This is a genomic window from Listeria monocytogenes ATCC 19117 (assembly GCF_000307025.1).
Taxonomy (GTDB): Bacteria; Bacillota; Bacilli; order Lactobacillales; family Listeriaceae; genus Listeria; species Listeria monocytogenes_B.
The window spans coordinates 2232382-2258906 of the sequence record NC_018584.1 but is presented as its reverse complement, the minus strand read 5'-3'; the positions used below and the strand labels follow the sequence as shown (position 1 = coordinate 2258906).

Annotated in this window: 29 protein-coding genes; 23 read left to right on the top strand and 6 right to left on the bottom strand. The window is 37.6% G+C overall.

The window, feature by feature from the left end; all coding sequences use genetic code 11:
• The first annotated feature begins 97 nt into the window (after window positions 1-97).
• The 4 genes from LMOATCC19117_RS11150 to LMOATCC19117_RS11135 all read left to right on the top strand — a co-directional run bounded on the left by LMOATCC19117_RS11150 (window position 98) and on the right by LMOATCC19117_RS11135 (window position 5449).
• Complete coding sequence (locus LMOATCC19117_RS11150; RefSeq protein ID WP_003724590.1) at window positions 98-1465, top strand: sigma-54 interaction domain-containing protein; 1368 nt, start codon at window positions 98-100, stop codon at window positions 1463-1465.
• Between the two features lie 229 nt (window positions 1466-1694).
• Window positions 1695-3278, top strand: a complete 1584-nt coding sequence (locus tag LMOATCC19117_RS11145; RefSeq protein ID WP_003727859.1) for an acyl CoA:acetate/3-ketoacid CoA transferase — start codon at window positions 1695-1697, stop codon at window positions 3276-3278.
• Window positions 3275-4498 carry an OFA family MFS transporter gene (locus tag LMOATCC19117_RS11140; protein ID WP_003734384.1) on the top strand — a complete coding sequence of 408 codons (1224 nt, stop codon included), beginning with the start codon at window positions 3275-3277 and terminating at the stop codon, window positions 4496-4498. Before LMOATCC19117_RS11145 ends, LMOATCC19117_RS11140 begins: the two co-directional genes overlap by 4 nt.
• A gap of 21 nt (window positions 4499-4519) precedes the next feature.
• Complete coding sequence (locus LMOATCC19117_RS11135; RefSeq protein ID WP_003724586.1) at window positions 4520-5449, top strand: DUF561 domain-containing protein; 930 nt, start codon at window positions 4520-4522, stop codon at window positions 5447-5449.
• Window positions 5450-5494: 45 nt separating this feature from the next.
• On the opposite strand, the gene LMOATCC19117_RS11130 is transcribed toward LMOATCC19117_RS11135, so the two are convergent.
• Entirely contained in the window at window positions 5495-5653 is a 159-nt protein-coding gene (locus LMOATCC19117_RS11130) for a hypothetical protein (RefSeq protein ID WP_003724585.1), read from the bottom strand.
• Between the two features lie 22 nt (window positions 5654-5675).
• A complete protein-coding gene (locus LMOATCC19117_RS11125) occupies window positions 5676-6065 on the bottom strand; it encodes a VOC family protein (RefSeq protein WP_003734385.1) in 390 nt (129 codons plus the stop codon).
• A 130-nt stretch (window positions 6066-6195) separates the two neighbouring features.
• Here LMOATCC19117_RS11125 and LMOATCC19117_RS11120 point away from each other — a divergent pair, with 130 nt between their 5' ends.
• The 11 genes from LMOATCC19117_RS11120 to LMOATCC19117_RS11070 all read left to right on the top strand — a co-directional run bounded on the left by LMOATCC19117_RS11120 (window position 6196) and on the right by LMOATCC19117_RS11070 (window position 16430).
• The gene (locus LMOATCC19117_RS11120; RefSeq protein ID WP_003727860.1) at window positions 6196-6813 is read left to right on the top strand and encodes an MBL fold metallo-hydrolase; all 618 of its coding nucleotides are present in this window, start codon (window positions 6196-6198) and stop codon (window positions 6811-6813) included.
• 64 nt (window positions 6814-6877) lie between these two features.
• Window positions 6878-7549 carry a Crp/Fnr family transcriptional regulator gene (locus LMOATCC19117_RS11115; RefSeq protein WP_003740772.1) on the top strand — a complete coding sequence of 224 codons (672 nt, stop codon included), beginning with the start codon at window positions 6878-6880 and terminating at the stop codon, window positions 7547-7549.
• 252 nt (window positions 7550-7801) lie between these two features.
• Window positions 7802-8497 carry a Crp/Fnr family transcriptional regulator gene (locus LMOATCC19117_RS11110; RefSeq protein ID WP_003724582.1) on the top strand — a complete coding sequence of 232 codons (696 nt, stop codon included), beginning with the start codon at window positions 7802-7804 and terminating at the stop codon, window positions 8495-8497.
• 69 nt (window positions 8498-8566) lie between these two features.
• The gene (locus tag LMOATCC19117_RS11105) at window positions 8567-9445 is read left to right on the top strand and encodes an AraC family transcriptional regulator (RefSeq protein WP_003724581.1); all 879 of its coding nucleotides are present in this window, start codon (window positions 8567-8569) and stop codon (window positions 9443-9445) included.
• 74 nt (window positions 9446-9519) lie between these two features.
• Window positions 9520-10596, top strand: a complete 1077-nt coding sequence (locus LMOATCC19117_RS11100) for a Gfo/Idh/MocA family protein (RefSeq protein WP_003724580.1) — start codon at window positions 9520-9522, stop codon at window positions 10594-10596.
• Between the two features lie 15 nt (window positions 10597-10611).
• Window positions 10612-11352, top strand: a complete 741-nt coding sequence (locus tag LMOATCC19117_RS11095; RefSeq protein ID WP_003730880.1) for a sugar phosphate isomerase/epimerase family protein — start codon at window positions 10612-10614, stop codon at window positions 11350-11352.
• A 1-nt stretch (window position 11353) separates the two neighbouring features.
• Entirely contained in the window at window positions 11354-12076 is a 723-nt protein-coding gene (locus tag LMOATCC19117_RS11090; RefSeq protein ID WP_003730881.1) for a ThuA domain-containing protein, read from the top strand.
• Between the two features lie 2 nt (window positions 12077-12078).
• On the top strand, window positions 12079-13047 hold the full coding sequence (locus LMOATCC19117_RS11085; RefSeq protein WP_003724577.1) for a sugar phosphate isomerase/epimerase family protein: 969 nt from the start codon (window positions 12079-12081) through the stop codon (window positions 13045-13047).
• A gap of 22 nt (window positions 13048-13069) precedes the next feature.
• On the top strand, window positions 13070-14119 hold the full coding sequence (locus tag LMOATCC19117_RS11080; protein ID WP_003724576.1) for a Gfo/Idh/MocA family protein: 1050 nt from the start codon (window positions 13070-13072) through the stop codon (window positions 14117-14119).
• 93 nt (window positions 14120-14212) lie between these two features.
• Window positions 14213-14398 carry a CsbD family protein gene (locus LMOATCC19117_RS11075; RefSeq protein ID WP_003722282.1) on the top strand — a complete coding sequence of 62 codons (186 nt, stop codon included), beginning with the start codon at window positions 14213-14215 and terminating at the stop codon, window positions 14396-14398.
• A 130-nt stretch (window positions 14399-14528) separates the two neighbouring features.
• Window positions 14529-16430 carry an alkyl/aryl-sulfatase gene (locus LMOATCC19117_RS11070; RefSeq protein ID WP_003724575.1) on the top strand — a complete coding sequence of 634 codons (1902 nt, stop codon included), beginning with the start codon at window positions 14529-14531 and terminating at the stop codon, window positions 16428-16430.
• Window positions 16431-16483: 53 nt separating this feature from the next.
• Here the strand turns inward: LMOATCC19117_RS11070 and LMOATCC19117_RS11065 are convergent, their stop codons facing one another.
• Window positions 16484-16825: a YxeA family protein gene (locus LMOATCC19117_RS11065; protein ID WP_003724574.1), complete on the bottom strand. Its 342-nt coding sequence runs from the start codon at window positions 16823-16825 to the stop codon at window positions 16484-16486.
• A gap of 535 nt (window positions 16826-17360) precedes the next feature.
• On the opposite strand from LMOATCC19117_RS11065, the gene LMOATCC19117_RS11060 reads away from it, so the two are divergent.
• The 5 genes from LMOATCC19117_RS11060 (at window position 17361) to LMOATCC19117_RS11040 (ending at window position 21920) form a co-directional block, all read left to right on the top strand.
• Window positions 17361-19652, top strand: coding sequence for a ribonucleoside-diphosphate reductase subunit alpha (locus tag LMOATCC19117_RS11060; protein ID WP_003722279.1), 2292 nt, complete (start codon window positions 17361-17363; stop codon window positions 19650-19652).
• Window positions 19653-19707: 55 nt separating this feature from the next.
• Window positions 19708-20757, top strand: a complete 1050-nt coding sequence (locus LMOATCC19117_RS11055; RefSeq protein WP_003724573.1) for a ribonucleotide-diphosphate reductase subunit beta — start codon at window positions 19708-19710, stop codon at window positions 20755-20757.
• Complete coding sequence (locus tag LMOATCC19117_RS11050; protein ID WP_003727862.1) at window positions 20754-21191, top strand: flavodoxin; 438 nt, start codon at window positions 20754-20756, stop codon at window positions 21189-21191. Before LMOATCC19117_RS11055 ends, LMOATCC19117_RS11050 begins: the two co-directional genes overlap by 4 nt.
• Complete coding sequence (locus LMOATCC19117_RS11045; RefSeq protein ID WP_003722276.1) at window positions 21188-21514, top strand: thioredoxin family protein; 327 nt, start codon at window positions 21188-21190, stop codon at window positions 21512-21514. Before LMOATCC19117_RS11050 ends, LMOATCC19117_RS11045 begins: the two co-directional genes overlap by 4 nt.
• A 106-nt stretch (window positions 21515-21620) precedes the next feature.
• A complete protein-coding gene (locus tag LMOATCC19117_RS11040; RefSeq protein WP_003734386.1) occupies window positions 21621-21920 on the top strand; it encodes a nucleotide pyrophosphohydrolase in 300 nt (99 codons plus the stop codon).
• Between the two features lie 42 nt (window positions 21921-21962).
• On the opposite strand, the gene LMOATCC19117_RS11035 is transcribed toward LMOATCC19117_RS11040, so the two are convergent.
• Window positions 21963-22139, bottom strand: coding sequence for a hypothetical protein (locus LMOATCC19117_RS11035; RefSeq protein WP_003724571.1), 177 nt, complete (start codon window positions 22137-22139; stop codon window positions 21963-21965).
• Between the two features lie 198 nt (window positions 22140-22337).
• Between LMOATCC19117_RS11035 and LMOATCC19117_RS11030 the strand changes: the two genes are divergently transcribed.
• On the top strand, window positions 22338-22655 hold the full coding sequence (locus LMOATCC19117_RS11030; RefSeq protein WP_003722273.1) for a nucleoside triphosphate pyrophosphohydrolase family protein: 318 nt from the start codon (window positions 22338-22340) through the stop codon (window positions 22653-22655).
• A gap of 49 nt (window positions 22656-22704) precedes the next feature.
• Here LMOATCC19117_RS11030 and LMOATCC19117_RS11025 read toward each other — a convergent pair whose 3' ends face one another.
• A complete protein-coding gene (locus LMOATCC19117_RS11025) occupies window positions 22705-23346 on the bottom strand; it encodes a DUF1361 domain-containing protein (protein ID WP_003724570.1) in 642 nt (213 codons plus the stop codon).
• Window positions 23347-23401: 55 nt separating this feature from the next.
• Window positions 23402-24409, bottom strand: coding sequence for a YeiH family protein (locus LMOATCC19117_RS11020; protein WP_003724569.1), 1008 nt, complete (start codon window positions 24407-24409; stop codon window positions 23402-23404).
• Window positions 24410-24514: 105 nt separating this feature from the next.
• Between LMOATCC19117_RS11020 and LMOATCC19117_RS11015 the strand changes: the two genes are divergently transcribed.
• Window positions 24515-25369, top strand: coding sequence for a LysR substrate-binding domain-containing protein (locus LMOATCC19117_RS11015; RefSeq protein ID WP_003724568.1), 855 nt, complete (start codon window positions 24515-24517; stop codon window positions 25367-25369).
• 68 nt (window positions 25370-25437) lie between these two features.
• Window positions 25438-26454 carry a PTS transporter subunit IIC gene (locus LMOATCC19117_RS11010; RefSeq protein ID WP_003734387.1) on the top strand — a complete coding sequence of 339 codons (1017 nt, stop codon included), beginning with the start codon at window positions 25438-25440 and terminating at the stop codon, window positions 26452-26454.
• The last annotated feature ends 71 nt before the right edge of the window (window positions 26455-26525 follow it).

Here is a 26525-nt window from a genome sequence, read left to right as displayed (position 1 = left end):
AAAAAAACGAGTACTTCTAGTAGATAGCTTATGTTATAATAGATTGTGTAATGATGAGCAAATAACTAGGAAACTAGTCCAAAAGGATGAGCTTTTAATGTTTGACTTAATGGATAACTTGCTGGGAGTACAGTCATTTGGTGAATTAAATAAGGACATGCCAACGACACTTTTTGTCACGGATGCAGATGGTAATATTTTAATTTCTAATAAATTCACTGCGCTCACAGTTGGAATGTCGCTCGAAGAATTGCTTCGTTGTAATGTAAGAGACCTAGTGGAAGACGGTGTATACAATGATTCTGTCACACTAGAAGCAATCCGCACAAAACAAAAGAAAACAAAAGTGATCAATACGAAGAAAGGTTTTAGCATCCGCTCGACTTCTACGCCAATACTTTATCCTGATGGCACGGTGCATTTAGTTGTTACTATGTCAGATGAAACGCAACCAGATAGTTTTAAAACATGGCGTGGTGAGGCAATTTCGGGGAATAAAGAGTCGCTTCTTCTTGAGGATTATAAAGAAAATGATGGCACTGTGATAGTAGCAGAGAGCGTCGCGATGAAGCAGATAGTTCGTGTGTGCAACCAGATCGCTCCGTTTGACAGTAAAGTCTTATTATACGGGGAGTCCGGTACTGGTAAAGAAGTCTTGTCGCGCTATATTCATGAAAAAAGTGAACAAGCTGCTGGACCTTTTATCTCGATTAACTGTGCGGCAATCCCAAAAGCATTATTTGAATCTGAGCTTTTTGGACATGAAAAAGGTTCATTTACCGGTGCGGATATTGAAAAACCCGGGATGCTTGAACTAGCTGATGGTGGCACATTATTTTTAGATGAAATTTCTGAAATGCCACTAGAGCTACAAGCGAAAATGCTCCGAGTGCTTGAAACTGGAGAGGTAAGAAGGCTTGGTTCAACAACCGAAACGAAACGCCGCTTTAGACTGATTTCAGCGACCAATCGAAACCTTGGGGAAATGGTTGAAAAAGGAACATTTAGGCGTGATTTATATTATCGTATTAATGTTGTGCCGGTTCACATTCCAGCACTCAGAGAGCGACCGCAAGATATTATTGGTCTTGCACGTCAGTTCATACAAAAATTCAATCAAAAATACCAAAAAGATTTTCAGTTAAGTGGCGATAAAACGAAAGAATTACTTTCTCATAATTGGCCAGGAAATGTTCGTGAACTTAGAAACCAGATTGAGCGATTAGTTGTTATGTCTGGAAATAAAGAAGTGACTGTTGCAGAAATAGATGATTTCGCACTAGACTTACATTTTAAAGAACAAACAAAAAAAGACTCACTTTATTTGAAAGATTATTTGCAAGACGTGGAAAAACATTTTATATTGCGAGTACTCGAAGAAAGTAATGGAAACGTGACAAAAGCGGCCAGTGTGCTTGGAATTCACCGCTCTGTTTTATATCGAAAACTAAAAACACTTCATTAAATAGAAGGCCTAATCGGATTTTGCGATTAGGCCTTTTTTGTTGCATTTTCGCGACTTCTGTTTGTAAAAACCATCATTTTGACGTCTCTTTTTTGCGACAATAAATAATATTTGAATTTATAAAGTGCTTTATAGAGCCATTTTTGATGTTGGCACGGAAGTTGCTTTATAAAGAACTGCATGTCATTACAAATATATGTGAATAATTGAACAATGAGGAGTGAGGAATTTGTCAAAAGTAATAAAAGCTAGTGAAGCAGCAAAATTATTAAAAGATGGCGATACTGTTGCTTTTAGTGGTTTCGGTTTAGCTTGTGTTAATGAAGAAATGGCTATCGCGGTTGAAAAGCGTTTTTTAGAAGAAGGGGCACCGCGTAATCTAACAGTTATGCATGCTAGTGCGCTTGGTGATCGCAGGGAAAAAGGAATGAGTCACTGGGGACATGAAGGATTAATTAAACGCTGGATTGGCGGAATTGCGATTGCTTCTCCTAAAATGGCGAAACTAATTGAAGAAGACAAATGTGAAGCATACAATTTACCACAAGGTGTAATTACGCAACTGTATCGTGAAATTGCAGCTAAACGGCCAGGCGTGATTACAAAAATTGGCATGGGAACATTTGTAGATCCACGTATTGAAGGGGCAAAAATGTCTGCGAGTTCTAAAGACAACTTAGTAGAGCTATTGACGATTCACGACGAAGAATGGCTATTTTATCCAAGTTTCCCAATTCAAGTTGCGCTCATTCGCGGAACTGTGGCTGATGAATTTGGGAACTTAACGTTAGAAAAAGAAGGCTTACATATGGAAGTCTTGCCAATTGCACAGGCAGTTCGAAATTCAGGTGGAATTGTAATCGCTCAAGTAGAATCTGTTGCGAAAAAAGGATCGCTTAATCCTAAAGATGTTAGAGTTCCAGGAATTTTGGTTGATCATATTATTATTTCAGAACCGGAAAATCATTTCCAAACTGAAAATACACAGTACAACCCAGCTTTTTCAGGGCATATTCAAGTTCCGCTTGGAGATATTGAGCCACTTCCGTTAGATGACCGTAAAGTAATTGCGCGTCGTTCAGCAGCAGAACTAGAACCACAAACTATTCTAAATTTAGGTGTAGGAATTCCGGTGAACGTATCAACTGTAGCAGCGGAAGAGGGCGTGAGTGATCAATTAATACTAACAACGGAAGCTGGTTCTGTTGGTGGTGTTCCAGCAGGTTTAGCAGATTTCGGTCATGCTTATAACAGTGAAGCTATTGTCGATCATCATTCGCAGTTCGATTTTTACGATGGTGGAGGACTCGATTTATCCGTACTTGGTTTGGCGCAAACCGACGAATCCGGTAATGTGAATGTCAGCAAGTTTGGCTCAAGAGTTGCTGGCTGCGGTGGATTTATTAATATCTCCCAATCAGCGAAAAAATTAATTTTTGCCGGAACTTTTACAGCAGGTGGATTAAAGACGCGTGTAGCTGACGGAAAATTAGAGATTTTACAAGAAGGAAAAGCTAAAAAGTTTATCAAACAAGTTCAACAAATCACATTTAGTGGCGAATACGCTTCAACGACCGACCAAATCATCCTCTATGTGACAGAGCGAGCTGTATTCCGTTTAGAAAATGGCAAAATGGTTCTAACAGAAATCGCGCCAGGAGTAGATTTAGAAAAAGATATCCTTGGACAAATGGAATTCGAACCTGTTATTGCGAGTGATTTAAAAGTAATGGATAGCGGTATGTTTAGTGAACAATGGGGCGGCTTAAAAACTATTATTGAAAAACAAACAAGAGAGGGAGTATCTATATGACAAAAGAAATAAACCGTTGGGGAGTCTTAATTGGCTCTGTTGGTGTTCTGCTTTGTACCGGTGCGGTATATGCATTTAGTGTTTTTGCTGGACCGCTAAGTGCCGCTCACGGTTGGACAATTCCGCAAGTTATGATGGCATTTACAATTAATGCGGCGATTGGACCAATTCCAACTATTTTAGGTGGGATTTTAACGGATAAAGGGAAAGCAAAATGGGCTATTTTAATTGGGGGAATCCTGTTTGGGCTTGGTTTTGCGTTAACAGGATTTGCTACTTCAACGACGATGCTTTATTTGTCTTATGGTGTCCTTGCTGGGCTTGGACAAGGTTTTGCGTATTCAGGATGTCTTAGTAACACGATTCGTCTTTTCCCAGATAAACGTGGTCTTGCTTCTGGACTTATTACTGCAGGAATGGGTGGAGCGACAATCATTGCTGCACCGATTGCGAACCACTTAATTGAAACATATAACGTAATGACAGCATTTAAAATTATGGGAGCTGTTTATATCGCAGTTGTCATTGGATGTAGTTTCCTTATTCGCGTCGCACCAGCTGGTTATGCACCAAAAGGTTGGACACCGCCTGCTAATAATGCAGCTGGTATGGTAAATGTACCTTGGACGGGAATGGTTCGAACAGTTACTTTTTATCTGATTCTTTTAATGCTAGGTATTGGCGCATTTTCCGGTCTGATGATTGCTTCTAATGCATCCTTAATTGGTCAAAATATGTTTGGCTTGACGGCTGCATCGGCTGCTGCTTACGTTAGTATTTATTCACTAAGCAACTGTTTAGGTCGAGTAGTTTGGGGCGCTGTATCTGACCGTCTAGGTAGATCTAATACATTGATGATTATCTATACAGTGATTGCTTTATCTTTACTAGCACTTGCAACGCTTCAATCTGTTGTTGGATTTGTTATCGGAATTATTGGACTTGGACTTTGCTTTGGTGGAACAATGGGCGTTTTCCCGTCTATCGTTATGGAAAATTACGGTTCGAAAAATCAAGGCGTCAACTACGGAATCGTCTTCATTGGTTATTCCACAGCGGCCTTCTTTGCACCAAAAATGGCAGCGCAAATCGCCGGTCAAAACGGTGGCGACTTCACACAAGCTTTCTATATAGCTATCGCACTTGCTGCTGTAGGACTTTGCATTAATATTGTTTATAAATTACGTGAGAAAAAACAACCAACTAAAGAATTAGCGTAAAAATAGAGAGGAGAAAAGAAAATGAGTTTAACTGAAATGCTACAAATCAAATATCCAATTTTACAAGGGGCAATGGCACAAATTGCCACATATGAATTAGCTTCCGCGGTATCAAATGCAGGTGGGCTAGGAATTATCGCATCAGGTGGAATGTCAGCAGACACATTACGAGAACAAATTCGCCTTTGTAAAGAAAAGACAACAAAACCGTTCGCTGTAAATATCATGCTGATGATGCCAAATTGTCCAGAACTTGTCGATGTTATTATTGAAGAAGATGTGCGAGTTGTTACAACTGGGGCAGGCACGCCTAAACCATTTATGGAAAAATTTAAAGCAGCTGGAATTAAAGTTATCGCCGTTATCCCGTCTGTGAAAATTGCTCAAAAAATGGAAGAAATCGGTGTGGACGCTGTTGTTGCAGAAGGGACAGAAGCAGGGGGACATGTCGGAGAAACAACAACGATGGCACTCGTTCGTCAAGTTGTTTCAGCAGTAAATATTCCTGTCATTGCAGCAGGCGGTATTGCAGATGGTCACGGAATGGCAGCTGTTTATGCGTTAGGCGCAAGCGGTGTCCAAATCGGCACACTTTTCCTTGTTGCTGAGGAATGTCCGGTTCCAGCTAGCTTTAAACAAGCGGTACTTGACGCAACGGATACAAGTACGACTGTAACAGGTCGTCGCAATGGTGCGCCAGTTAGAAGTATTAAAAACCCAATGATTCAAAAATATGTTGAACTAGAAAACGAAAATGCCTCCAGAGACAAATTAGAGGAATTAACACTTGGCTCTCTTAGAAAAGCAGTACATGAAGGTGACGTTGAGAATGGTTCAGTTATGGCTGGACAAATTTGTGGTATGTTAAAAGAAATTCGTTCCACTAGTGATATTATCGAAAGCCTCATGAAAGAATCTAAACAAGTTGCAAGCAATTTAGTGATTCAATAATAAAAAGAGTCAGTAATATCCTAGTGGATTTTGCTGACTCTTTTTTTATTTACGTCGATACATTTTTGTTAAGTCTACCATCAAATAAATAAGTAGAACAGCTGTAATGATGACAGCGATAAGGCTTGCTATATCATTATGGAATAAAATACTGATTCCATTAATTGCTAGTGCGATCAAAATTATAATAAAATATTTTCCCATTAAGCTTCTCCAGTTCTTCTAATTATAAAGCGCCATCTTGAATGATTTCTGTTTTATAACCATCTGGATCTGTTAAGAAATAATAGAATGGATCTTCGCCAGGTAGTCCTTTTAAATCTGTCACAGTAAAACTAGCTTCTTGGTGTTCTTTTAATAAAGCATGTACGTCCGGAACACCAACTGCTAAGTGACCATAACCATTTCCTAAATCGTAGGCTTCTTTTTGGTCGTAGTTGTACGTTAATTCTAGTTCAAAACCGCCTTCTTCAAACGCCATATATACTAATGTGAATTCGAAATCCGGGAAGTCCTTGCGGCGAACTTCTTTAAGTCCTAATGCTTTTTCGTAAAAAGTAATCGATTCTGTTAGGTTTTTTACGCGGATACATGTATGTAACATTTTTGCAGTCATTTTTATTCCTCCTTTTAAACTTCTTTCTTCATTGTAGTATATCTCGGAAGTGAATACAAACAAGGAATATTGATGGAAGTAAGGTGGCTTTTTAGGTATAATGATGAATGTGAAGAAAGGCGGAAGTGAAATGACAAAAATCAAACGAATCATGACAGGAATAATCCAAGAAAATTGTTATATCATTTATCAAGATAAGGTAGCTTTAATTGTTGACCCAGGCGATGAAGCAAGTAAAATTGAAGCAGAAATTGCAAAACTTGAAGTAAAACCAGTGGCAGTTTTGTTAACTCATTGTCACTATGATCATATTGGTGCTTTAGAAGAGATTCGCAAAACATATAATATTCCAGTATATGTTAGCCCACTAGAGCAAGAATGGTTATCCAATCCAGAATTAAATTTATCTGCGCACATAGCTGGTAAAGCAATTATAGCGCAACCGGCAGAAAATGAATTTACGTTAGGTGAATATAGTATAGAAGGTTTTCGTTTTAAAGTAGTACCGACACCAGGGCATTCTATCGGAAGCGTTAGTTTTATTTTCGATGATTTTGTCGTAGTTGGCGACGCTTTGTTTAAAGGTAGTATCGGTCGTACGGATTTATACACAGGAGATTTCGATATGTTAATAAATAGTATTAAAACACAACTGTTTGTACTTCCAGATGACTTCCCAGCCTATTCAGGTCATGGTGATGCAACCACTATCGGTCATGAAAAGAAAACAAACCCATATTTTAACTAAAAAAGAACTTGCAGAAGCATTTATTCTGCAGTTTTTTTGTAATCAATGGAAAGGATGTTGGAAAATGCATTCAGATGAGGAAATTTTCAAAGAAACAACGCCAAAAGCATTACTACAATTACTAAAAAAAGATTACTACTTTCATGATTATTGTTATCAAGAAATTATTCCTAGAGGTAAAGAAATCAAGATGAATAATTCGAAAGGTTTCCAAATATACTTAGTCGAAAGCGGATACTTCTCTTATTGCCTCCAAAATGAATATGGAGATTCTGGGATTATTAGCTTTGTTGGTGGCGAAATAGCAATTAATTTAATTCCGATTATTAAAGAAGAACCAGAGGAGTCCGTACTGCGTAGTTTGACAGAAGTTCATTGTTGGGTACTTGATCCTGATTTTGTGGAACGTGTTTTGGATGAATCGGGTCAAAAAGCGAAATATCTATTATCTAACTTACTTTATACAAGAAAAGTTTATTTTAAAGCTAGTAAGCGTAATTTTATGAAGAAAGAACTTCGTATTAGAGCATGCTTAAAAGAGCTTGGTCTGTACATGGGCAGAGTAACAAAGGATAAGGAATTCATTTTGCCTGATGAAATCAATAATTCTATTTTAGCCCAATATGCGAATACTACTCGAGAATATACGAATATTATTGTACTAAAACTACGAAAAGAAGGAATTCTCGATGATAGTCACAAACCGTGGGTCATAAAAAAAATAGACATACTTTAAAGAACAAAACTTAATATATATTGATTTTTACGTTAAAAAAGGTGGAAAAGTTAAAATATTACCTAAAAAAAGCATAGAAAAAATGTCACAAAAAGTACTTATTTAGACATATTATGCCCAAAAAAAGTTGATTTTAATGAACAAATAGTGAAAAAGTTCTTTTTTTATGATAGTAACGTTATTTTATTTAGCTTATTCCTTCTCTAGGGTGTTTTCATTGTGTGATATTATACTTTAGAGGAGGAATTTGCAATGAACACATTAGAAAAACGACAACATGAAATTTTGACCAATCCACTTCATTTTTGTAAGAAGTCTGGAGATTTTGCTAAGCATAGTATGAGTATTAAACTTTCTAAAAATGAACTGTTTGATGTTGATTTTGTTACAGGTATCTACTTTGTTGAAAAGGGTATTGTTATGAAAGGAACACAAATAGATGACTATATTGGGTACGATCAATTGCTAAAACCTGGAGATGTCTGTAATTTTTCATCTTTTATGTCTTCTGATTTAAAACGCAATATTGGTGCTCAATTACTCTCGCCAAGTTCTAGCGTCATCACGGCAGTAGATAGAGATTTTTTCATTTTTATGGTAGAAAAGCATGTTAGTGTAGAAGAATTTATGCTTTATCAAGCGAAAAAAGAAATTATGATACTGCAACGTCGCTGTTTGCTTAATACGCTTAAAGTGAAAGATCGCGTAAAACACTTGATTGCTGCAATTGGTTATGAATATGGTATTTCCAATGGAGATAACATTCAAATCCCGCAAGAATTATCTACTACATTTTTATCTAAATTCATGGGTATTACAAGAGAGTATCTTAGCTTAACTCTAAGTGAACTAAAAAAAGAAGATTACCTATTAAATACTAAAATACCTGTTGTTATAAATGTAGAAAAACTTTTTAATGAAATTCCCTATGAATCATTAATTTTATAAACTTAAGAAGATAGTTTAACGGCTGTCTTCTTTTTTATGCTAAAATGAAAGAAAAAAAGGAGTTTCACTATGAGCGAATACTTGGAAATTCCAGAATTAAATAAAGCTTTTCCTTTTCGTTCGTTTATTAATGAAGGGGAAGTTCTTGTTTATCCACACTGGCACAAAGAGATTGAAATTATTTATGCGCTAAAAGGTAGCCTTAATCTTGGCGTTAATGATATGCCAATTCAATTAAAAGAAGGAGAAATTCAAGTAATAAATGGCGGAGATGTGCATTATTTTTTAGCTTCGCCGAGTAGTGAGCGCATCGTTATCCAATTTGATTTAAGTTTATTTCAAGAAGAAATGCAAATGGATGGCCAAATGCAAACGTTGCGCGAAATGCTTACAGAAATGGCACATTTGAGCAGGGAATGGCCAGAAGAGACGGTTGCTAAAATGCAATCTTTAATTATGAATATCCATTCTGAGTCAAGCGGGGAAAAGCCTGGGAAGCATTATATTCTAAAAGCAGACCTACTAGCGATTATCGGCTTGATATACCGGGAAATTCCTCAAATCAAAACTCAACCCGATAGTGTGATTTCAGAAGATGCAGTCTTAAAATCTCAAGAAACATTACATAAATTAGATCAAATTTTTTCCTATGTCGAGAAACACTATCAAGAACCGGTCAGCTTACAAGAAGTAGCTGATTACACTGGATTTAGCACGTACTATTTCACAAAATTTTTCAAGCGAAATACTGGTATGACGTTTGTGACTTTTTTAAATGATTACCGCCTGAATAAAGCAAAATGGATGTTGTTAAATGAAGCTTTCCCTGTTACAGAAGTGGCCGAACTAGCAGGATTTAGCAGTGTAAAAACCTTTCATCATGCCTTTAAACGAGCAATGGGTGTAGCACCATTAAAATACAGAAAGACAATATACGGGAATAATTAAGCAATAAAATAGGAAGATTTACCTCTAGTAGTTTTGTATGATGTAACTATCAAAACTATTGGAGGTTTTTTATTATGACATTAAAAGTTGGAATTATAGGTTGTGGAGGCATTGCAAACGGGAAGCATATGCCAAGTTTATTAAAAGCTGAGAAAGCAGAAATGGTTGCTTTTTGCGATATCGTTTTAGAAAAAGCGGAAGCCGCAGCAAAAGAATTTGGTAGTGAAAATGCAAGCGTATACACAAGCTATATAGAATTACTCCAAGATAAATCCATCGATGTCATCCATGTTTGTACACCAAATATTTCTCATGCAGAAATTTCTATTGCGGCTATGGAAGCTGGAAAGCATGTTATGTGCGAGAAACCAATGGCAAAAACAACCGAAGAAGCGAAAAGCATGATTGAAGCTGCTAATCGTACAGGAAAAAAACTAACAATTGGTTACCAAAATAGATTCCGCAAAGACTCGGATTACTTGCACCAAGTGTGCGAGAACGGCGAACTAGGCGATATCTATTATGCAAAAGCAAAAGCGATTCGTCGCCGAGCTGTACCAACTTGGGGTGTGTTTTTAGATGAAGAAGCGCAGGGTGGCGGACCACTTATTGATATTGGAACACATGCGCTTGATTTAACGCTTTGGATGATGGACAATTATAAACCGAAATATGTAGTAGGAAACAGTTATCATAAACTTGCCAAAAAAGAAAATGCAGCAAATGCATGGGGCTCATGGGATCCAAATAAATTTACTGTAGAAGATTCCGCGTTTGGTTTTATCACAATGGAAAACGGCGCGACGATAGTATTAGAAGCAAGTTGGGCGCTTAACACACTCGATGTCGGTGAAGCAAGAACGTCTCTATCGGGAACAGAAGGCGGCGCAGATATGGAAGACGGTTTACGAATTAACGGCGAAGCGCACAGCCAAATGTATGAAAAGAAAATTCAATTAGAAGCAGGCGGCGTTGATTTTTATGATGGAACTGGTGATGACCCAGCGTTAATCGAAGCAGAACAATGGTTAGAAGCAATTGAAAAAAATACAGATCCTGTTGTAAAACCAGAACAAGCACTTGTTGTAACACAAATCTTAGAAGCTATTTATGAATCATCGAAAACAGGACAACCAGTTTATTTTAATTAAGGAGGAAGTGCCTTTATGAAAGCAAAAATTGCGTTACAGTTGTGGAGTGTTAAGGAAGCTTGTGAAGATGATTTCTTTGGAACGTTAGAAAAAGTGGCGGAAATGGGTTATGACGGTGTGGAGTTTGCTGGTTATTACGGTAAATCCGCTAGTGAAATTAAAGCGAAATTGGCTGAACTCGGACTAGAAGTAGCAGGATCTCATATTAGTAAAGAACAGCTTGAAGCAGACTTAGAAAATGTCATTTTGTTCGAACGCGAATTGGGAAATGAATATATTATTTGCCCATATGCAGATTTTAAAACGAAGCAAGAATGGCTTGAATTCGGCGGCAGACTTCGTGAAATTACAACAACTATTCAACAAGCTGGGATGCATTTTGGTTATCATAATCATGCTCACGAATTAGATAAATTAGATGACGAAATTATTTTGGACAGTTTACTTAAAAATGTACCAGAGATGGTTGCAGAATTAGACACTTACTGGATTGAGTATGCGGGAATTGGGGTTATTCCTTTTATCGAAAAATATCGTAACCGGGTACCACTAATTCATATTAAAGATAAATCGAGAGCAAACAAGGAAAGCACTATTATCGGTGAAGGTGTTTTGGATGTGCCTGGTTTTGTTAAAACGGCGCTTCAATCTGGAACAACCTGGCTGATTATTGAACAAGAAGCATTTACGCAAGATCAGCTAACAAGTGTGGCCAAAGGTTATACGTATTTAGCGAATGTATTGGAGGAGAACTAATATGACACGTGTAACAGTATGGAATGAATTTTTACATGAAAAAGAAGATGATGCTGTGTTGGCTATTTATCCGGATGGAATTCATGGGCAAATCGCTAGCTTTCTAGAAAAAGCAGGCATTGAGGCAGGCACAGCTACTTTAGAAGAACCAGAACATGGCCTTACTGAAGAAGTATTAGCGAATACGGATGTACTGATTTGGTGGGGACACATGGGGCATGACCGCGTAGAAGATAGAATTGTCGATCGTGTGCAAAAACGCGTGTTAGAAGGCATGGGACTTGTCGTACTACATTCTGGTCATATGTCGAAAATCTTTATGCGCCTAATGGGAACAAGCTGTGATTTAAAATGGCGTGAAGCAAATGAAAGAGAGCGCCTTTGGGTAGTTGACCCGACGCATCCGATTGCAAAAGGGATTGGTGAATTTATCGAGTTGGACGAGGAAGAAATGTACGGCGAGCATTTTGATATCCCGACACCTGATGAACTAATTTTCTTAGGTTGGTTTGAAGGCGGCGAAGTTTTCCGAAGCGGGATTACCTACAAACGAGGAAATGGTCGGATTTTCTACTTCCAACCAGGCCATGAATCCTATCCAACCTATCACCATCCGGATATTCAGCAAGTAATTATTAACGGCGTACATTGGTGCGCGGAAGGTCGGAAGAATTATCCGGCATACGGAAATCACCAACCACTTGAAAAAATAGGGAGGAAATAAACATGAAATTAGGCGTATTTACACCATTATTTGCAAATTTATCATTGGATGAAATGTTAGATAAAGTAAAGGCGGCAGGACTTGATGCTGTCGAAATCGGGACGGGCGGGAACCCTGGAAATCATCACTGTCCAACCGATGAACTTTTAGCGAGTGAAGCCGCGCGGAAGGAATATTTAGAAAAATTTACTAGTCGAGGATTAACAATTAGTGCTTTTAGTTGCCACGATAACCCGATTTCTCCTAATAAAGAGGAAGCGGCTGCATCTGATGAAATTTTGCGCAAATCAATCAAACTAGCCTCTTTAATGAATGTTCCGGTTGTTAATACATTTTCGGGAACAGCGGGAGATAGTGACGATGCCAAAGCGCCGAACTGGCCGGTTATTCCTTGGCCAACTGTTTATAGCGATATTAAAACTTGGCAATGGGAAACAAAATTAATCCCTTACTGGAAAGAAATTGGCGAACTTGCAGCAGCCAGTGGCGTTAAAATTGGTATTGAACTGCATGGTGGTTTCTTATGCCATACGCCATATACCATTTTAAAACTGCGGGAAGAAACAAATGATGCTATCGGGGTTAATTTAGACCCAAGTCATTTGTGGTGGCAAGGAATTGACCCAGTTGGCGCTATCAAAATCTTAGGAAAAGCTGGAGCGATTCATCATTTCCATGCTAAAGATACGTATTTAGATCAAGATAATATTAATATGTACGGTTTAACGGATATGCAACCATATGGTGATGTACAAACGAGAAGTTGGACATTCCGTTCGGTTGGTTGTGGGCACAGTTTGACAGAATGGTCGGACATTATGAGCGCGCTTAGAACATATGGTTATGATTATGTAGTCAGCATCGAGCACGAAGATCCATTAATGTCGATTGATGAAGGATTCGACCGTGCTGTTACAAACTTACAATCGATTTTAATTAAAGATAAACCACTGGATATGTGGTGGGCTTAACGATAAGAAAGGGTGTCTTAGGATGAAAAAATATCAATTAGTAATTATTGGTTACGGCGGGATGGGAAGCTATCATGTAACGCTTGCATCGGCTGCTAATAATTTGGAAGTTCACGGTGTATTCGACATTCTAGCAGAAAAACGTGAAGCCGCTGCCCAAAAAGGTTTGAAAATCTATGAAAGTTTTGAAGCGGTTTTAGCGGATGAAAAAGTAGATGCAGTTCTTATCGCGACACCGAATGATAGCCATAAAGAACTGGCGATTACTGCACTTGAAGCAGGCAAGCATGTTGTTTGCGAGAAACCAGTGACAATGACAAGCGAAGATTTACTAGCAATTATGGACGTGGCTAAAAGAGTAAATAAACATTTTATGGTGCATCAAAATAGACGTTGGGACGAAGATTTCCTGATTATTAAAGAAATGTTTGAACAAAAAACGATCGGTGAAATGTTCCACTTAGAATCACGTGTCCACGGAGCAAATGGTATTCCAGGAGATTGGCGTCATTTGAAAGCACATGGCGGCGGGATGGTACTTGATTGGGGTGTGCATCTACTTGACCAATTGTTATTCCTAGTAGATAGTAACGTGAAATCTGTATCTGCTAATCTAAGTTTTGCGCTTGGGGATGAAGTCGATGATGGCTTCGTCACGTTCATTACTTTCGAAAATGGCATTACCGCTCAAATTGAGGTAGGCACAACGAACTTCATTAAATTACCTCGCTGGTATGTCAAAGGTACAGAAGGAACTGGAATTATCCACGACTGGGATTTAAGCGGGGAAATCGTCAAACCAACCGCACTCGCTAAAACGTCTGAGCCAACGCCAATTAAAGCAGGGCAAGGGCTTACAAAAACAATGGCACCACCAAGCGAAGAAGCAACCAATACATTATCGCTTCCAGCACCTGCCAAATTAGCTCCATCTTTTTATAATAATTTTGTCGATGTTTTAAATAATACGAGTGAACCAATCGTTCAAAATGAAGAAGTTTATCAAGTTTTAAAATTGATTGAAGCCATATTTGAAGCGGCTGAGACAAATCGAACTATCCATTCTATTTAAAAAAGATGTTTTAGCTTCCTAAACTGTGGAAAACACTACTATGGAGATAAAGAATTCTTCATTAGAAAATATTCTAATTAGGAGGCAATATCAATGAGCGAAGATAAAGGCATGAAAGACAAAGCAAAAGGACTTAAAGACAAAGTAGTAGGTGACGCAAAAGACAAGTTCGGTAAAGCAACAGATGATAAAGGCAAACAAGTAGAAGGTAAAGCTCAAAAAGCTAAAGGCGAAGTAGAAGATAAAACTGGCGACGCTAAAAAGAAATTATCCGAATAAGTTAAAAAGAGCGGCTTGAATTTTTCAAGCCGCTCTTTTTTTGGTCCAATAATAGCAAAAGGTTTTGAATAATTTTACGGAGGTATAAAAAGAAAGTATGTGAAAATAAACGTGCAGGAGGAAACCGATAATGACAAAAAAAGTCTTACCAAAAGAAGCGTCTGAATTTACAAAGAAAGTGAATGAGAAAGTAAAAAAAGCTTTACCATTTGAGAACACGAAAGATTTTGAAGATGCAAAGAAAGGCTTTATTGGCACTTGGGATCATGTAAAAGTTGATACGGAAGATGGCCATGCAGTTTGGGATTTGGATGATTATAAGTTTATCGAAGGAGAAGCACCTGATTCTGTTAACCCAAGTTTGTGGCGTATCGCTCAACTTAATATGACAAATGGTTTATTCAAAGTAACGGACCGGGTTTATCAAGTACGCGGCTTTGATATGTCGAATACGACGATTATGGAAGGCGATACTGGCCTTGTCATTACAGATACATTAATGTCGGTTGAAACTGCCCGTGCGGCGCTTGAATTATACTTTGAGCATCGTCCGAAAAAACCTATTAAGGCGATTATTTATACGCATTCCCATGCCGATCATTACGGCGGTGTAGCGGGTCTAATTAGCAAAGAAGATGTAACCTCTGGAAAAGTGGCACTTATTGGACCTGAAGGCTTTATGGAAGCGGCGGTCAGCGAAAATATTTTTGCTGGAAATGCAATGATTCGTCGTGCGGAATTTATGTATGGTAGCCGTTTGTCACGCGGGGAATTAGGTCAAGTGGATGCAGGACTTGGTAAAACAGCGTCCAAAGGCCACATGTCCTTACTTGCTCCAAATGATACTATTACGTTTGATCATGAAAAACGCGTGGTTGATGGGATTGAAGTGGAATTCTTAATGGCGCCGAATACAGAAGCTCCATCAGAACATATGATGTATTTCCCGCAATTTAAACTACTTAATATTGCAGAAGATGCTGTTCATAACTTGCATAACATTTTAACATTACGTGGTGCGCAAATTCGTGACGCTTACGAGTGGTGGAAAGATATTGACAAAGCGATTCGTGCGTTTGGTGATAAATATGAAGTTTGTATCGGTCAACATCACTGGCCAACGTGGGGTAATGAAGAGATTAATGACATGCTTATTCACCAACGTGACGCTTATAAATATATGCATGACCAAACGCTTCATTTTATTAATAAAGGATTAACTGCCATTGAAGTGGCTGAAGCTGTGAAATTCCCTCCTGAACTAGAAGAAAAATGGTATTTACGAGGATACTACGGCACGCTTAACCATGATGTTAAAGCGATTTATCAATTTTATCTTGGTTGGTATAACGGAAATCCTGCTGACCTTTATCCGCTACCTCCAGAAGATGTGGCGAAAAAATACGTCGAGTTCATGGGTGGCGTTGATGAAGTAGTGAAAAAAGCGCGTGTATCCTATGAAGCGGGTGAATATCGCTGGGTTGCGGAAGTTGTCAAACATGCGGTTTTCGCAGACGGAGAAAACGGAGAAGCAAGAGCTCTTCTTGCAGATGCGTTAGAACAACTTGGCTATCAATCTGAGTCCGGACCATGGCGTAATGTATTTTTAGCCGGAGCAGACGAACTGAGAAATTCTGTCCCAGATGAAGTTATTTCTGGTGTTACACTGGATATTGTAGAAGGTATGCCGTTTAACTTGATTTTAGATTACATGGGTATTCGTTTAAATGGGGAAAGATCCATCGGTAAACGTATCTCCATGAACTGGAAATTAACAGATGTTGATGAGAATTATCATTTACTTGTAAATAATTCCGTACTTATTTATCGTGAAGGTGAAGTAGACGATAAAGCTGATTTAACTTTAACTACTACTCGTGATACATTTAATCATATTTTCGGTGGTGTGAAAAGCTTTGAAGCAGCATTTGCTGACCAAACAGCTAAATTAGAAGGAGACGCGAAGAAATTTGGGGAGTTTGCTTCCTTGTTAGATGAATTTAATCCTGTCTTCAATATTGTTACACCTTAATAAAAACAAAAAACGCTTTGTTTAGCCTTTTATCAGGCTATAACAAAGCGTTTTTATTTTTCAGCTAAATATTTAATTTTATCTGGTACGTTTTTGATTTTTTTATAATTAACAACCATTTTGTTCTCGCCAACAAGTACTTTGAATTGCTCGTTCTTAGTTAATTCTTTTTCTGAGTAGAAAGTTAGTTGTTTTTGTTTTCCTTTGTCATCATAAACATTCGATACATATTTGAACCCTTTGAATTGATTTTTTTGAACGGGTTTTCCTGCGTCTTCTACTTTTACGTAATAGGATTTCACTGCGGCGTCAGTTGGCATCGCATACTCCCAAATCGCGCAAACAGTTAGAAGAACTGCAGCTAATAATATTAAACCTCTTTTTTTAGTAAACATTTCTCCTTCATCCTTTCTTGATTTGTTTTATTACATTAAGTTTACAATGGAATGACAAAATTATCCCGTTTGTTAACTAACAAAATCCAGCGTTAATCTTACATTTTTGTCAGAAAGGTAACAAAAGTGAGTTTAAAAGATTGTGAAGTTACAAAACATCCTTTTTTTAACTACTAAATATAGAAACTAGCGAAAAAATAGGCACTAGAAGTAGTAGCATTTTTATACTTGAAATATGCTCGAAAACACACAAGTGCCGGAAAAAATTTTTTTATTTGCTGAAAACCTTGTTGTAATCATTGTTTAGACACTTTTCGTAATAAAACCAGAGTACTATATCTTGCATTCACAATGAAAAAGTTATACTATATATAGTATCGAAAGCGAAATATTGCTTCATCGCCTTTTAACTTTTATCAGGGGAATTTGCTCCTTTAAAAGTTAATTTTTTTGCTCCATGGAACGACCACAATAGTTCAGCGGACGAATAAAAAGCGCAAAGTGAATCAGATATTTTTACAACGAGGAAAAAAGGATGAAATGGGGATTGCAAATGACAACTTACATAGTAAAAGACGGGGGAAACAGAAAGCTACCTTTTGACAAAAGCCGATTGGATGGATATTTAGAGAAAATCCATGAAGAATTTCCGAAACTTGATTTGGAGGATTACAAACGTAAGGTTTTTAATTTTGTAGAGAAGAAGGAAGATTATGCGGCTGACGAATTAGTCGATTATTTAATTAGGGAAGCAGAAGCTCGTACTGATATTCATATTCCTGAATGGGAACATTTCGCAGCACGCCTTTATTTAAATAAATTATATAAAAAAGCAAGTAAAAATCGTTTCTATAATGATGATGATAAATATGGTTCGTACGTTGGACTACAAGAGAGTCTAGGCGAACGTGGTATTTATTCTGGCAATATTCTAAAAAATTATTCTAAAGAAGATTTGATTGCAGCAGGGAAATTAATTGACCCTGAAAAAGATAAATTATTCACTTATAATGGTTTGTATTTACTTGCGACTCGTTACTTAGCGACTGACTCTGAACGTAATGTGTATGAGTTGCCACAAGAACGTTGGTTAACTATCGCACTTTATTTAATGCAAAATGAACCAAAAGAAAAACGGATGAAACTAGTAGAAGAAGCTTACTGGGCTTTAAGTAATTTATATATGACTGTTGCAACACCGACACTTGCAAATGCTGGAAAAGTTGGCGGTCAATTGTCTAGTTGTTTCATTGATACTGTAGATGATAGCTTGCAAGGTATTTATGACAGTAATACAGACGTCGCTAGAGTTTCTAAGCACGGTGGTGGTGTTGGCGCATATCTTGGGTATGTTCGTTCAACAGGAGCTGCTATCCGCGGCGTCAAAGGCGCAAGTGGTGGCGTTATTCCTTGGATTAAACAATTAAACAATACTGCGGTTAGCGTAGATCAATTAGGTCAACGTAAAGGCGCGATTGCAGTTTATTTAGATGTTTTCCATAAAGATATCGAATCTTTCCTTGATTTGCGATTAAACAATGGTGACCAACGTTTACGCGCACATGATGTATTCACTGCAGTTTGTATCCCTGATATTTTCATGGAAGCTGTAGAACGTCGTGGCGAGTGGTATTTGTTTGATCCACATGAAGTAAAAGCGAAAAAAGGCTGGTACCTACAAGATTTCTACGATGAATCAAAAGGTGAAGGTACTTTCCGTGAAAAATATGAAGAACTAGTAGCAGATGAAACAATTAGCAAAAAAATTGTTAAAGCTATTGATATCATGAAACGTATTATGATGAGTCAATTAGAAACAGGGAATCCATTCATGTTTTACCGTGATGAAGTAAACAGAATGAACCCTAATAAACATGAAGGCATGGTGTATTCTAGTAACTTATGTACAGAAATCATGCAAAATATGAGCCCAACAAAAATGATTCAAGAAATTATTTCTGGAGATCAAATTGTTATCACAAAACAAGCGGGAGATTTTGTTGTATGTAACTTATCTTCTGTTAACCTAGGTCGTGCGGTTGTTGCTGAAGAAGGTACTTTAGAACGTTTAATCGAAGTAGAAGTACGGATGTTAGATAACGTTATCGACTTAAACGAACTACCAGTACCACAAGCTACTATCACGAACCAAAAGTACCGTTCTATCGGACTTGGAACATTTGGTTGGCACCATCTGCTTGCTCTTAAAAATATCGCTTGGGACTCAGAAGAAGCGGAGAAATATGCCGATGAATTATATGAACAAATTAACTATTTAGCTATTCGCGCAAGTAACAAACTAGCGCAAGAAAAAGGTGCTTATAAAGTCTTTAAAGGCAGTGACTGGAATACTGGAGAATACTTCGCGCGTCGTAACTATAATTCACCTGAATGGCAAGAATTAGCAAAAGAAGTAGCAGAAAAAGGTTTGCGTAATGCATATCTTGTAGCTGTAGCACCAAATATGAGTACAGCTCAAATTGCTGGATCCACTGCTTCAATCGACCCAATTTACAGTGCATTCTACTATGAAGAGAAAAAAGATTACCGTCGTCCAGTTATTGCACCGGACTTAAACTTAAGCACATACCCATACTACGAAAAAGGTGCTTACAAAGTTGACCAATTCGCAAGCGTTCGTCAAAACGGTCGTCGTCAACGTCACGTAGACCAATCACTAAGCTTTAACTTCTATGTACCAAGTGGTATCAAAGCAAGTAAACTACTTGAACTACACATGACGGCTTGGAATGAAGGACTTAAAACAACTTACTATGTTCGCTCTAACGATATCGATGTTGAAGAGTGCGAATGGTGCTCAAGCTGATACATCTCTAAAATACTTTACACTTAGTACAAAATGAAAGGGAGGGCTTGCCTAGATGGCTAACCAAAAAGAACAACTGACACGTATTAAAATTTTAGAACCTTTATTTCCTAATCGTTCTACTTCAATCATAAACGGAGAAACTAGTGGGATTTTAAATTGGAATGACATCCCGTATCCTTCTTTCTACCGTGCGTATAAAGAACTTTCTACTAACTACTGGATTCCAGACGAAGTAGACATGAAAAGCGATGCAAAACAATATCCCGCTCTTTCAGAACAAGAAAAATATGCTTTTGATGCAATCATTGGCTTACTTGCAACACTGGATTCTCCGCAAACACGTTTTATTTATAATATTGCGGAATATATTACCGATCCAGCTGTTCATGCAAACGCAGCGATTATCGCGCAACAAGAAGTCATTCATAATGAAAGTTACTCGTATGTACTTGCTTCTATTACAAATTTACAAGAACAAAATCGTGTTTTTGAACTTGCGAGAACACATCCGACAATCATCAAACGTAATGAGCCAATCATGGACGCATATGATGACTTCATGAATAACAAAACAGGTGAAACACTTGTAAAAGCATTAATTCAATCTTCTATTTTAGAAGGAATTAATTTCTATAGTGGTTTTGCTTACTTCTACAATCTTGTTCGTCAAAATAAAATGACTGGAACAGGGAAAATAATTAGCTTTATCAATCGTGATGAACTTGCTCACTCGAAGTTCATTTCAGAAGTAATCCGGGCAATCCTTGGTGAAAACCCAGAATTACAAACAGAAGAGCTAGTAGAATACACACATGATGCTTTCCGCCACGCTGTTGAACTTGAAACAGAATGGTCTGAAGAAGTGTTACAAGGTATTGAAGGTATTGATGTGGAAGAAATGGTTGACTACGTGAAATATCGGGCCAACAAAATGCTAGGAATGCTTGGTATTCCAGAACTTTATCCAGGACATAGTGATAACACAATGACATGGATTAAAGCTTACGCAGATAACTTTACAGAAACAAAAACCGACTTTTTCGAAATGCGCAATTCAAGCTATAAAAAAACGAATATGGATAACGGATTCGACGATTTATGAGAATTTTGTTAGCCTATGATTCTCTAAGTGGTAATACGAAAATGGTGGCTGATGAAATTGAAGAGATTTTACAAAGCGAAGGACATGAGGTTGTGTCCTTTCGCGTATCTCCTCTAGCCGAGTATCCGCTTGATGAGGATTTTGACTTGTACGTGTTGGGGGCATGGACAGTCGACTACGGAAGAACACCGCCGGATATGAAAGATTTTATCGCGGAACTAGCCGTTAAGCCCGAGAATGTAGCCATTTTTGGTACTGGGGAAACACAATGGGGTATGGAGTTTTATTGCGGAGCTGTTGACCGAATGGCAAAATACTTCGGCACAAGCTACCCGACTTTAAAAATAGAACAAATGCCACACACAGAACAAGATGTGGCTGATATAGACAATTGGGTCAAGAAAATTTTAGCGTTAAGGAGTGGAATCAAATGACAAGTATTGAAATTAAATCACCTGAAGAGTTCCAAGCTCATATAAATGGAGAAGAATTAGTATATGTAGACTATTGGAAAGATAATTGTCCTAATTGTAAAATGCTTGATCTTTCTTTTGCTGAATTCAAAAACTCTGAAATCGCAAGCAAAGTGAAAGTATTAAAAGTAAAATTAGAAGAAATGGGCGAAAATTTCTTTTTTGACCGTGATGTACAACAAACGCCAACACTTGTACTTTACAAAGGCGGCGAAGAGATCCACCGTTTAAATGGATTTATTCCACCAAACAAAATTGAAGAAGCAGTTTCATTAAACGCGTAATTTAATGAGTAGCAGGTCTCCTTGTAAATAGGTGGCTTGGTGCTCATTTTTTTACAAGTACTTGCGATATTTTTCACAAATAAATTCTTCTAAAGGAGTTAAAATAGTGAAACAACTACAAGCTGAAATTACTGCTTTTCTAAAAGAGCGTGATTGGCTAGATCAATACAATTATCCAAAAGATTTGGCAATTTCATTGTCACTTGAAGCAGCAGAATTACTTGAATGCTTTCAGTGGAAAACAGATGAAATAGCGTTAAAAGAAAATCGTGAAGAACTTTTAAAAGAAGTAGCTGATGTGCTTATCTATGCTCTTCAAATTGCAGAGAGTATGGGGGCGGACGGCGAGGAACTTGTTCGAATGAAATTAGCAGAGAATCGTAGGAGAACTTGGCCAAAGAAATAAAAAAAGCTGCTTTACCAAATGATGATAAGGCAGCTTTTTATTTTAATAAGAATAAGAACGTTTACGGCGTTTTTTGGAACGAATCATTGCAAAAATTCCTGCTATAACTAAGATAATAGAAATGATACATACACCAAAACCGATAAGTCCGGTAATGCTAAACGAAAAGCCAAAACCAATCAAACCAATCAGAAGTAACACTAAGCCAGCTAATTTCATTTGAAAACTCCTTTCAGAAATCTTATCTCTATTATATAGGAATTATCTGAAAAAAATAAGACTTTAAAGATAAAAAATTTTTAAAGATGAAATGCATTGATAGAGCATCAGTTCGCATAAGTTGGAAATAGTCAAGACTGCAAAGGAAAAAAATTATCTGTTATAGTAAGAAAGTGAGAGAAGCAAGGAGGAAAACATATGGATTTTAAAGAGTATCAAATTTTAGCGAATAGAACTGCTGCAACACACGAACAGGCACTAACAAATTACGGACTTGGTATTACTGGAGAGGCCGGTGAAGTTGCCGATTTGATTAAGAAATATGCTTTTCATGGACATGATTTAGATAAGGAATCTCTAACAAAAGAGCTAGGGGATGTACTTTGGTACGTATCACAAATTGCTAAATGGGCAGATATAAGCATGGAAACAGTAGCAGAATTAAATATCGAGAAATTAAAGCGTCGTTATCCTCAAGGTTTTTCAACAGAGCGAAGTAAGCTACATATCGATTAAAAAAACGTTTGTATTTAAGAAAATTAATTTTCCTAAAATACAAACGTTTTTAGTTTTTTAGTGAGCTAGAAAACCTGCTAAATAGCGTATAAATTACATATTGGATAATCGAAAAGTAAAACACAAAATTCCAAAATGGCCAGTGAAAAACACTAAACATAATTTGCAATGAGTCAATTGGCTGCGTAAGTAAATGGATGGAGTGTAAACGAGAGAACCGTCCAATGTATATCGCATAACTAGATAACAAAATTAATCCTATCAAAAGTAATTGATAACTTAGTAAACTAGTCCAATTAAATCGTCTTCTTATTTCTGCAAGCATTTTTGCGAAAGACCAGAATCCAATAAATAATCCAAAGAACACACCGACGATAATATAAGTGAAATGTCGCCATAACCAAGGTGCTGTTGAAAGTATTCCTTCTGCCCCGTATATTTCTAAACGTTGTAAATGAAGTAAATCAGTTAAAAGATACGGTGCATTTGGGAAAAATACTAGCCAAACAATACCTAGTGGCCAAAAAATCCACCAGACGCGAGGTTTTTTTGTGAGAAATACTGCTATTTCGAAAGGTATATAAGCAAGCCCGACATTTAAAATTAGAAAAGTGTAAGTATCTGCAGTGAAATGCAGCACAAGAAAGTATCCGAGTAAGAACGCTCGGCAAGTCCAAATTGCTTTCGTCATGAAATAGTCACCTCGTGTTTGCTATTGTATCACAAATCGAGGTGACGAGGACATCTTAACCTGCTAAATGAAACAAAAGTACTAAAGCTAGACCAAATGCGGAAAGGAAAACAGAACCGATTAACGCCGCAGCAAAAGGTTTTCCACCCATTTTTCCGAACGATGGCAAGTGGACATTTAAACCGAGTCCGCCCATTGACATAGCAATGAGGAAATATGCGCAGATGACAAGAAAATCAGTTACAGATGTTGGAATAATTCCAAAGCTGTTAATTGCACTAGTTGCTAAAAAGCCGAAAATAAACCAAGGTACAGGAAGTTCAGCCCATGAAAAACGGTTTTTAGTTCCAGCATTAACCATTTTTGCAACAACAAAGCAGACTGGAACAAGTAAGGCTACACGTGTTAATTTAACAATAACCGCCATATCAACAGCTGATGAGCCGCCTGGATCTGCAGCTGCAATAACGTGGGCAATTTCATGAAGTGTAGCCCCTGCAAAAATCCCATAACCGTCTGGTCCAAGTGGCAGAATTGGATAAATCAACGTATAGATAACAGTGAAAATAGTTCCAAGTAGTGCAATAATCGTAGCAGCCACAGCCGTTTGGTTGTTATCAGCTTTTACTTGTGGAGAAATCGCAACTACTGCAGCAGCACCACAAATCCCTGTACCACAAGCGACCAAAATAGCTAGTTTTTTATCCACTCCAAAAAGTTTGGCTAAGAAATAAACAATAGTAATACCAAAGCTAAGGCATAAGGCAGCAATGAGAAACACGCGCCAGCCAGCATGATAAATATCAACTAAGTTCAAGCGAAAACCAAGTAAAATAATCCCAGCACGAAGAATTACCTTGTTGGAAAACTGAATACCAGTAAACCATTTTTCAGGAACTGGGAAAAGTGCACGAATGATAATACCAATTAAAATAGCAGTTACAAGTTGTCCGAGAATCATTAAAAAAGGTAACTTCGCTAAAAAATAAGATAAGGTAGCAATACAGAAAGTAAGCGCAATACCATACCAAAAAGTCTTCGTTTTAAATAAAATTTGACTCATGTTCATCCCCCTTTCTTTTATACTTTTACTTTACCATTCTTGATTTTATTAGTAAAATTTATATTAATTATATTATTGATAAGTTATTTTTATGGAGGTGTTACTATGGATGAGGCATTAAGAACATATATCCGAGTAGTAGAATTGCAAAGTTTTACAAAAGCAGCTGAAGAATTACACATTTCGCAACCCGCTGTATCGTTGCAATTAAAGAAATTAGAAGAGATTTATGAAACAGAGCTTATTTACAGGCAGGCTAAAAAGTTTATTTTAACAGCAACAGGAGAAATTTTATATCACCGTGCCAAGCAATTAGAAGGTCTATATAAACAAGTGGAAGATGAAATAAGTTTATATCACCATCATTTAAAAGGTCGACTTCGAATTGGTGCTAGTTTTACGATAGGAGAGTATTTTTTGCCAGAAGTGATTGCGAAATTTCATGCCCTTTATCCGGATATTACAATAGAACTAATCATTGAAAATACCGCGAAAATTGCTGACAAAGTGGAACTTCTTCAAGTGGACACAGGGCTTATTGAAGGTCAGGTAAGTAAGAAAGATTTGGAGATAAGTGCTTTTTCGGATGATGAGATGTGTATCGTTGGTCGAGCAGACGGTTCACTTACCGAAATCGAACAAGGAGCAACTTGGATTGCGCGAGAAGAAGGCTCAGGAACGCGTGAATATTTGGATCATGTATTAAGTACCAATGGCTGGAATGTTGCTGAAAAAGTTGTTGCTTGGAGTAATATGGCGGTCAAACAAATGGTTCTTGAAGGAATGGGCTACACCGTTATTTCTAAGTGTGTTGTTCAAACAGAAATTACATCAGGAAAACTGCAGACGTTTAATGAGGCTGGTAGCTTAATGCGGAAGTTTTCGGTACTAAAAAACAGACAAAGACTTGAAAATCGAATTGCTGAAACCTTTTTAACATTTTTAAAGGAAAACCAGTAAATAAAACTAGCTTTTTAATTAACTAGTGATTACAATGAGAAAGAATACATTTTAGAAAGGGAGAAGCAATGAAAGAATATTTTATAGATCGTTCCTATAAGGCTTCTATGGGGATTGCGAATGCGGTTCTTGTAACGCTTGGAATTGGACTTCTTTTACAGACAATTGGGCAGATGACAGGGATTTCATTTCTTGTAACGGTTGGAGCAATTGGTAAAACGATGTTAATTCCGGGAATTGGTGTTGGTATTGCGATGTGCTTGCACGCGAATACGCTTGTGACGATAAGTGCGGCTGCATCTGCTGTTATTGGTGGCGGGGCAGTGGCGACGTTAGCTGGTGGCGGAGTTGCTATTACTAGCGGAGAACCAGTCGGAGCTATTTTGGCTGTTATTGTGGCAGTTTGGACTGGGAAGCGAGTCACTGGAAAGACGAAATTTGATATGATTTTGATTCCCGGTGTTTCACTTTTAGCTGGCGGACTAAGCGGTATTTTATTTGCAAAGATTATGGCGCCGATTTTAGCTTCTGTAAGTCTTGGAATTAGTTCATTAATTGGTGGTTCGCCGCTGATTTCATCGATGGTTATTGCTTTTGTGTTTGGATTACTGATACTTAGCCCAGCTTCTTCTGCTGCGCTCGCGATTGCGCTTCAACTTGATCCAACAGCAAGTGCTGCGGCGTTGATTGGTTGCTCGGTTCAATTCGTGTCATTCGCGGTGTTAAGTTATCGGGATAATAACTGGGGTGCATTTTTTGCCCAACTTATCTGTACACCTAAATTACAAACACCTAACATCATTAGAAAACCCAGCCTTATGATAGTACCACTACTAACAACACTGATTGCTGGACCTCTTGGCGTGATGGTGTTCCATATCCAAGCTGCGAGTGAAGTCGCTGGTCTCGGGTTATGTGCTTTTGTTGCACCTCTTTATTTAATAGCAAATTACGGATTCAGCACACTTGCTGCTTTTATTTTGGTAGCAGTTGTCTTGCCAGGTGTTATTGCACTTATTGTCAGACCGTTTCTTATTAAAAAGGAACGCCTCAAAACAGGTGATTTAACGATTGAGTTGCAGTAGAATAGTTTAAAAAGTAGGGCTTAATAGCTCTACTTTTTATATTGGAATTTTGGATAAGCTTATGCTATGAT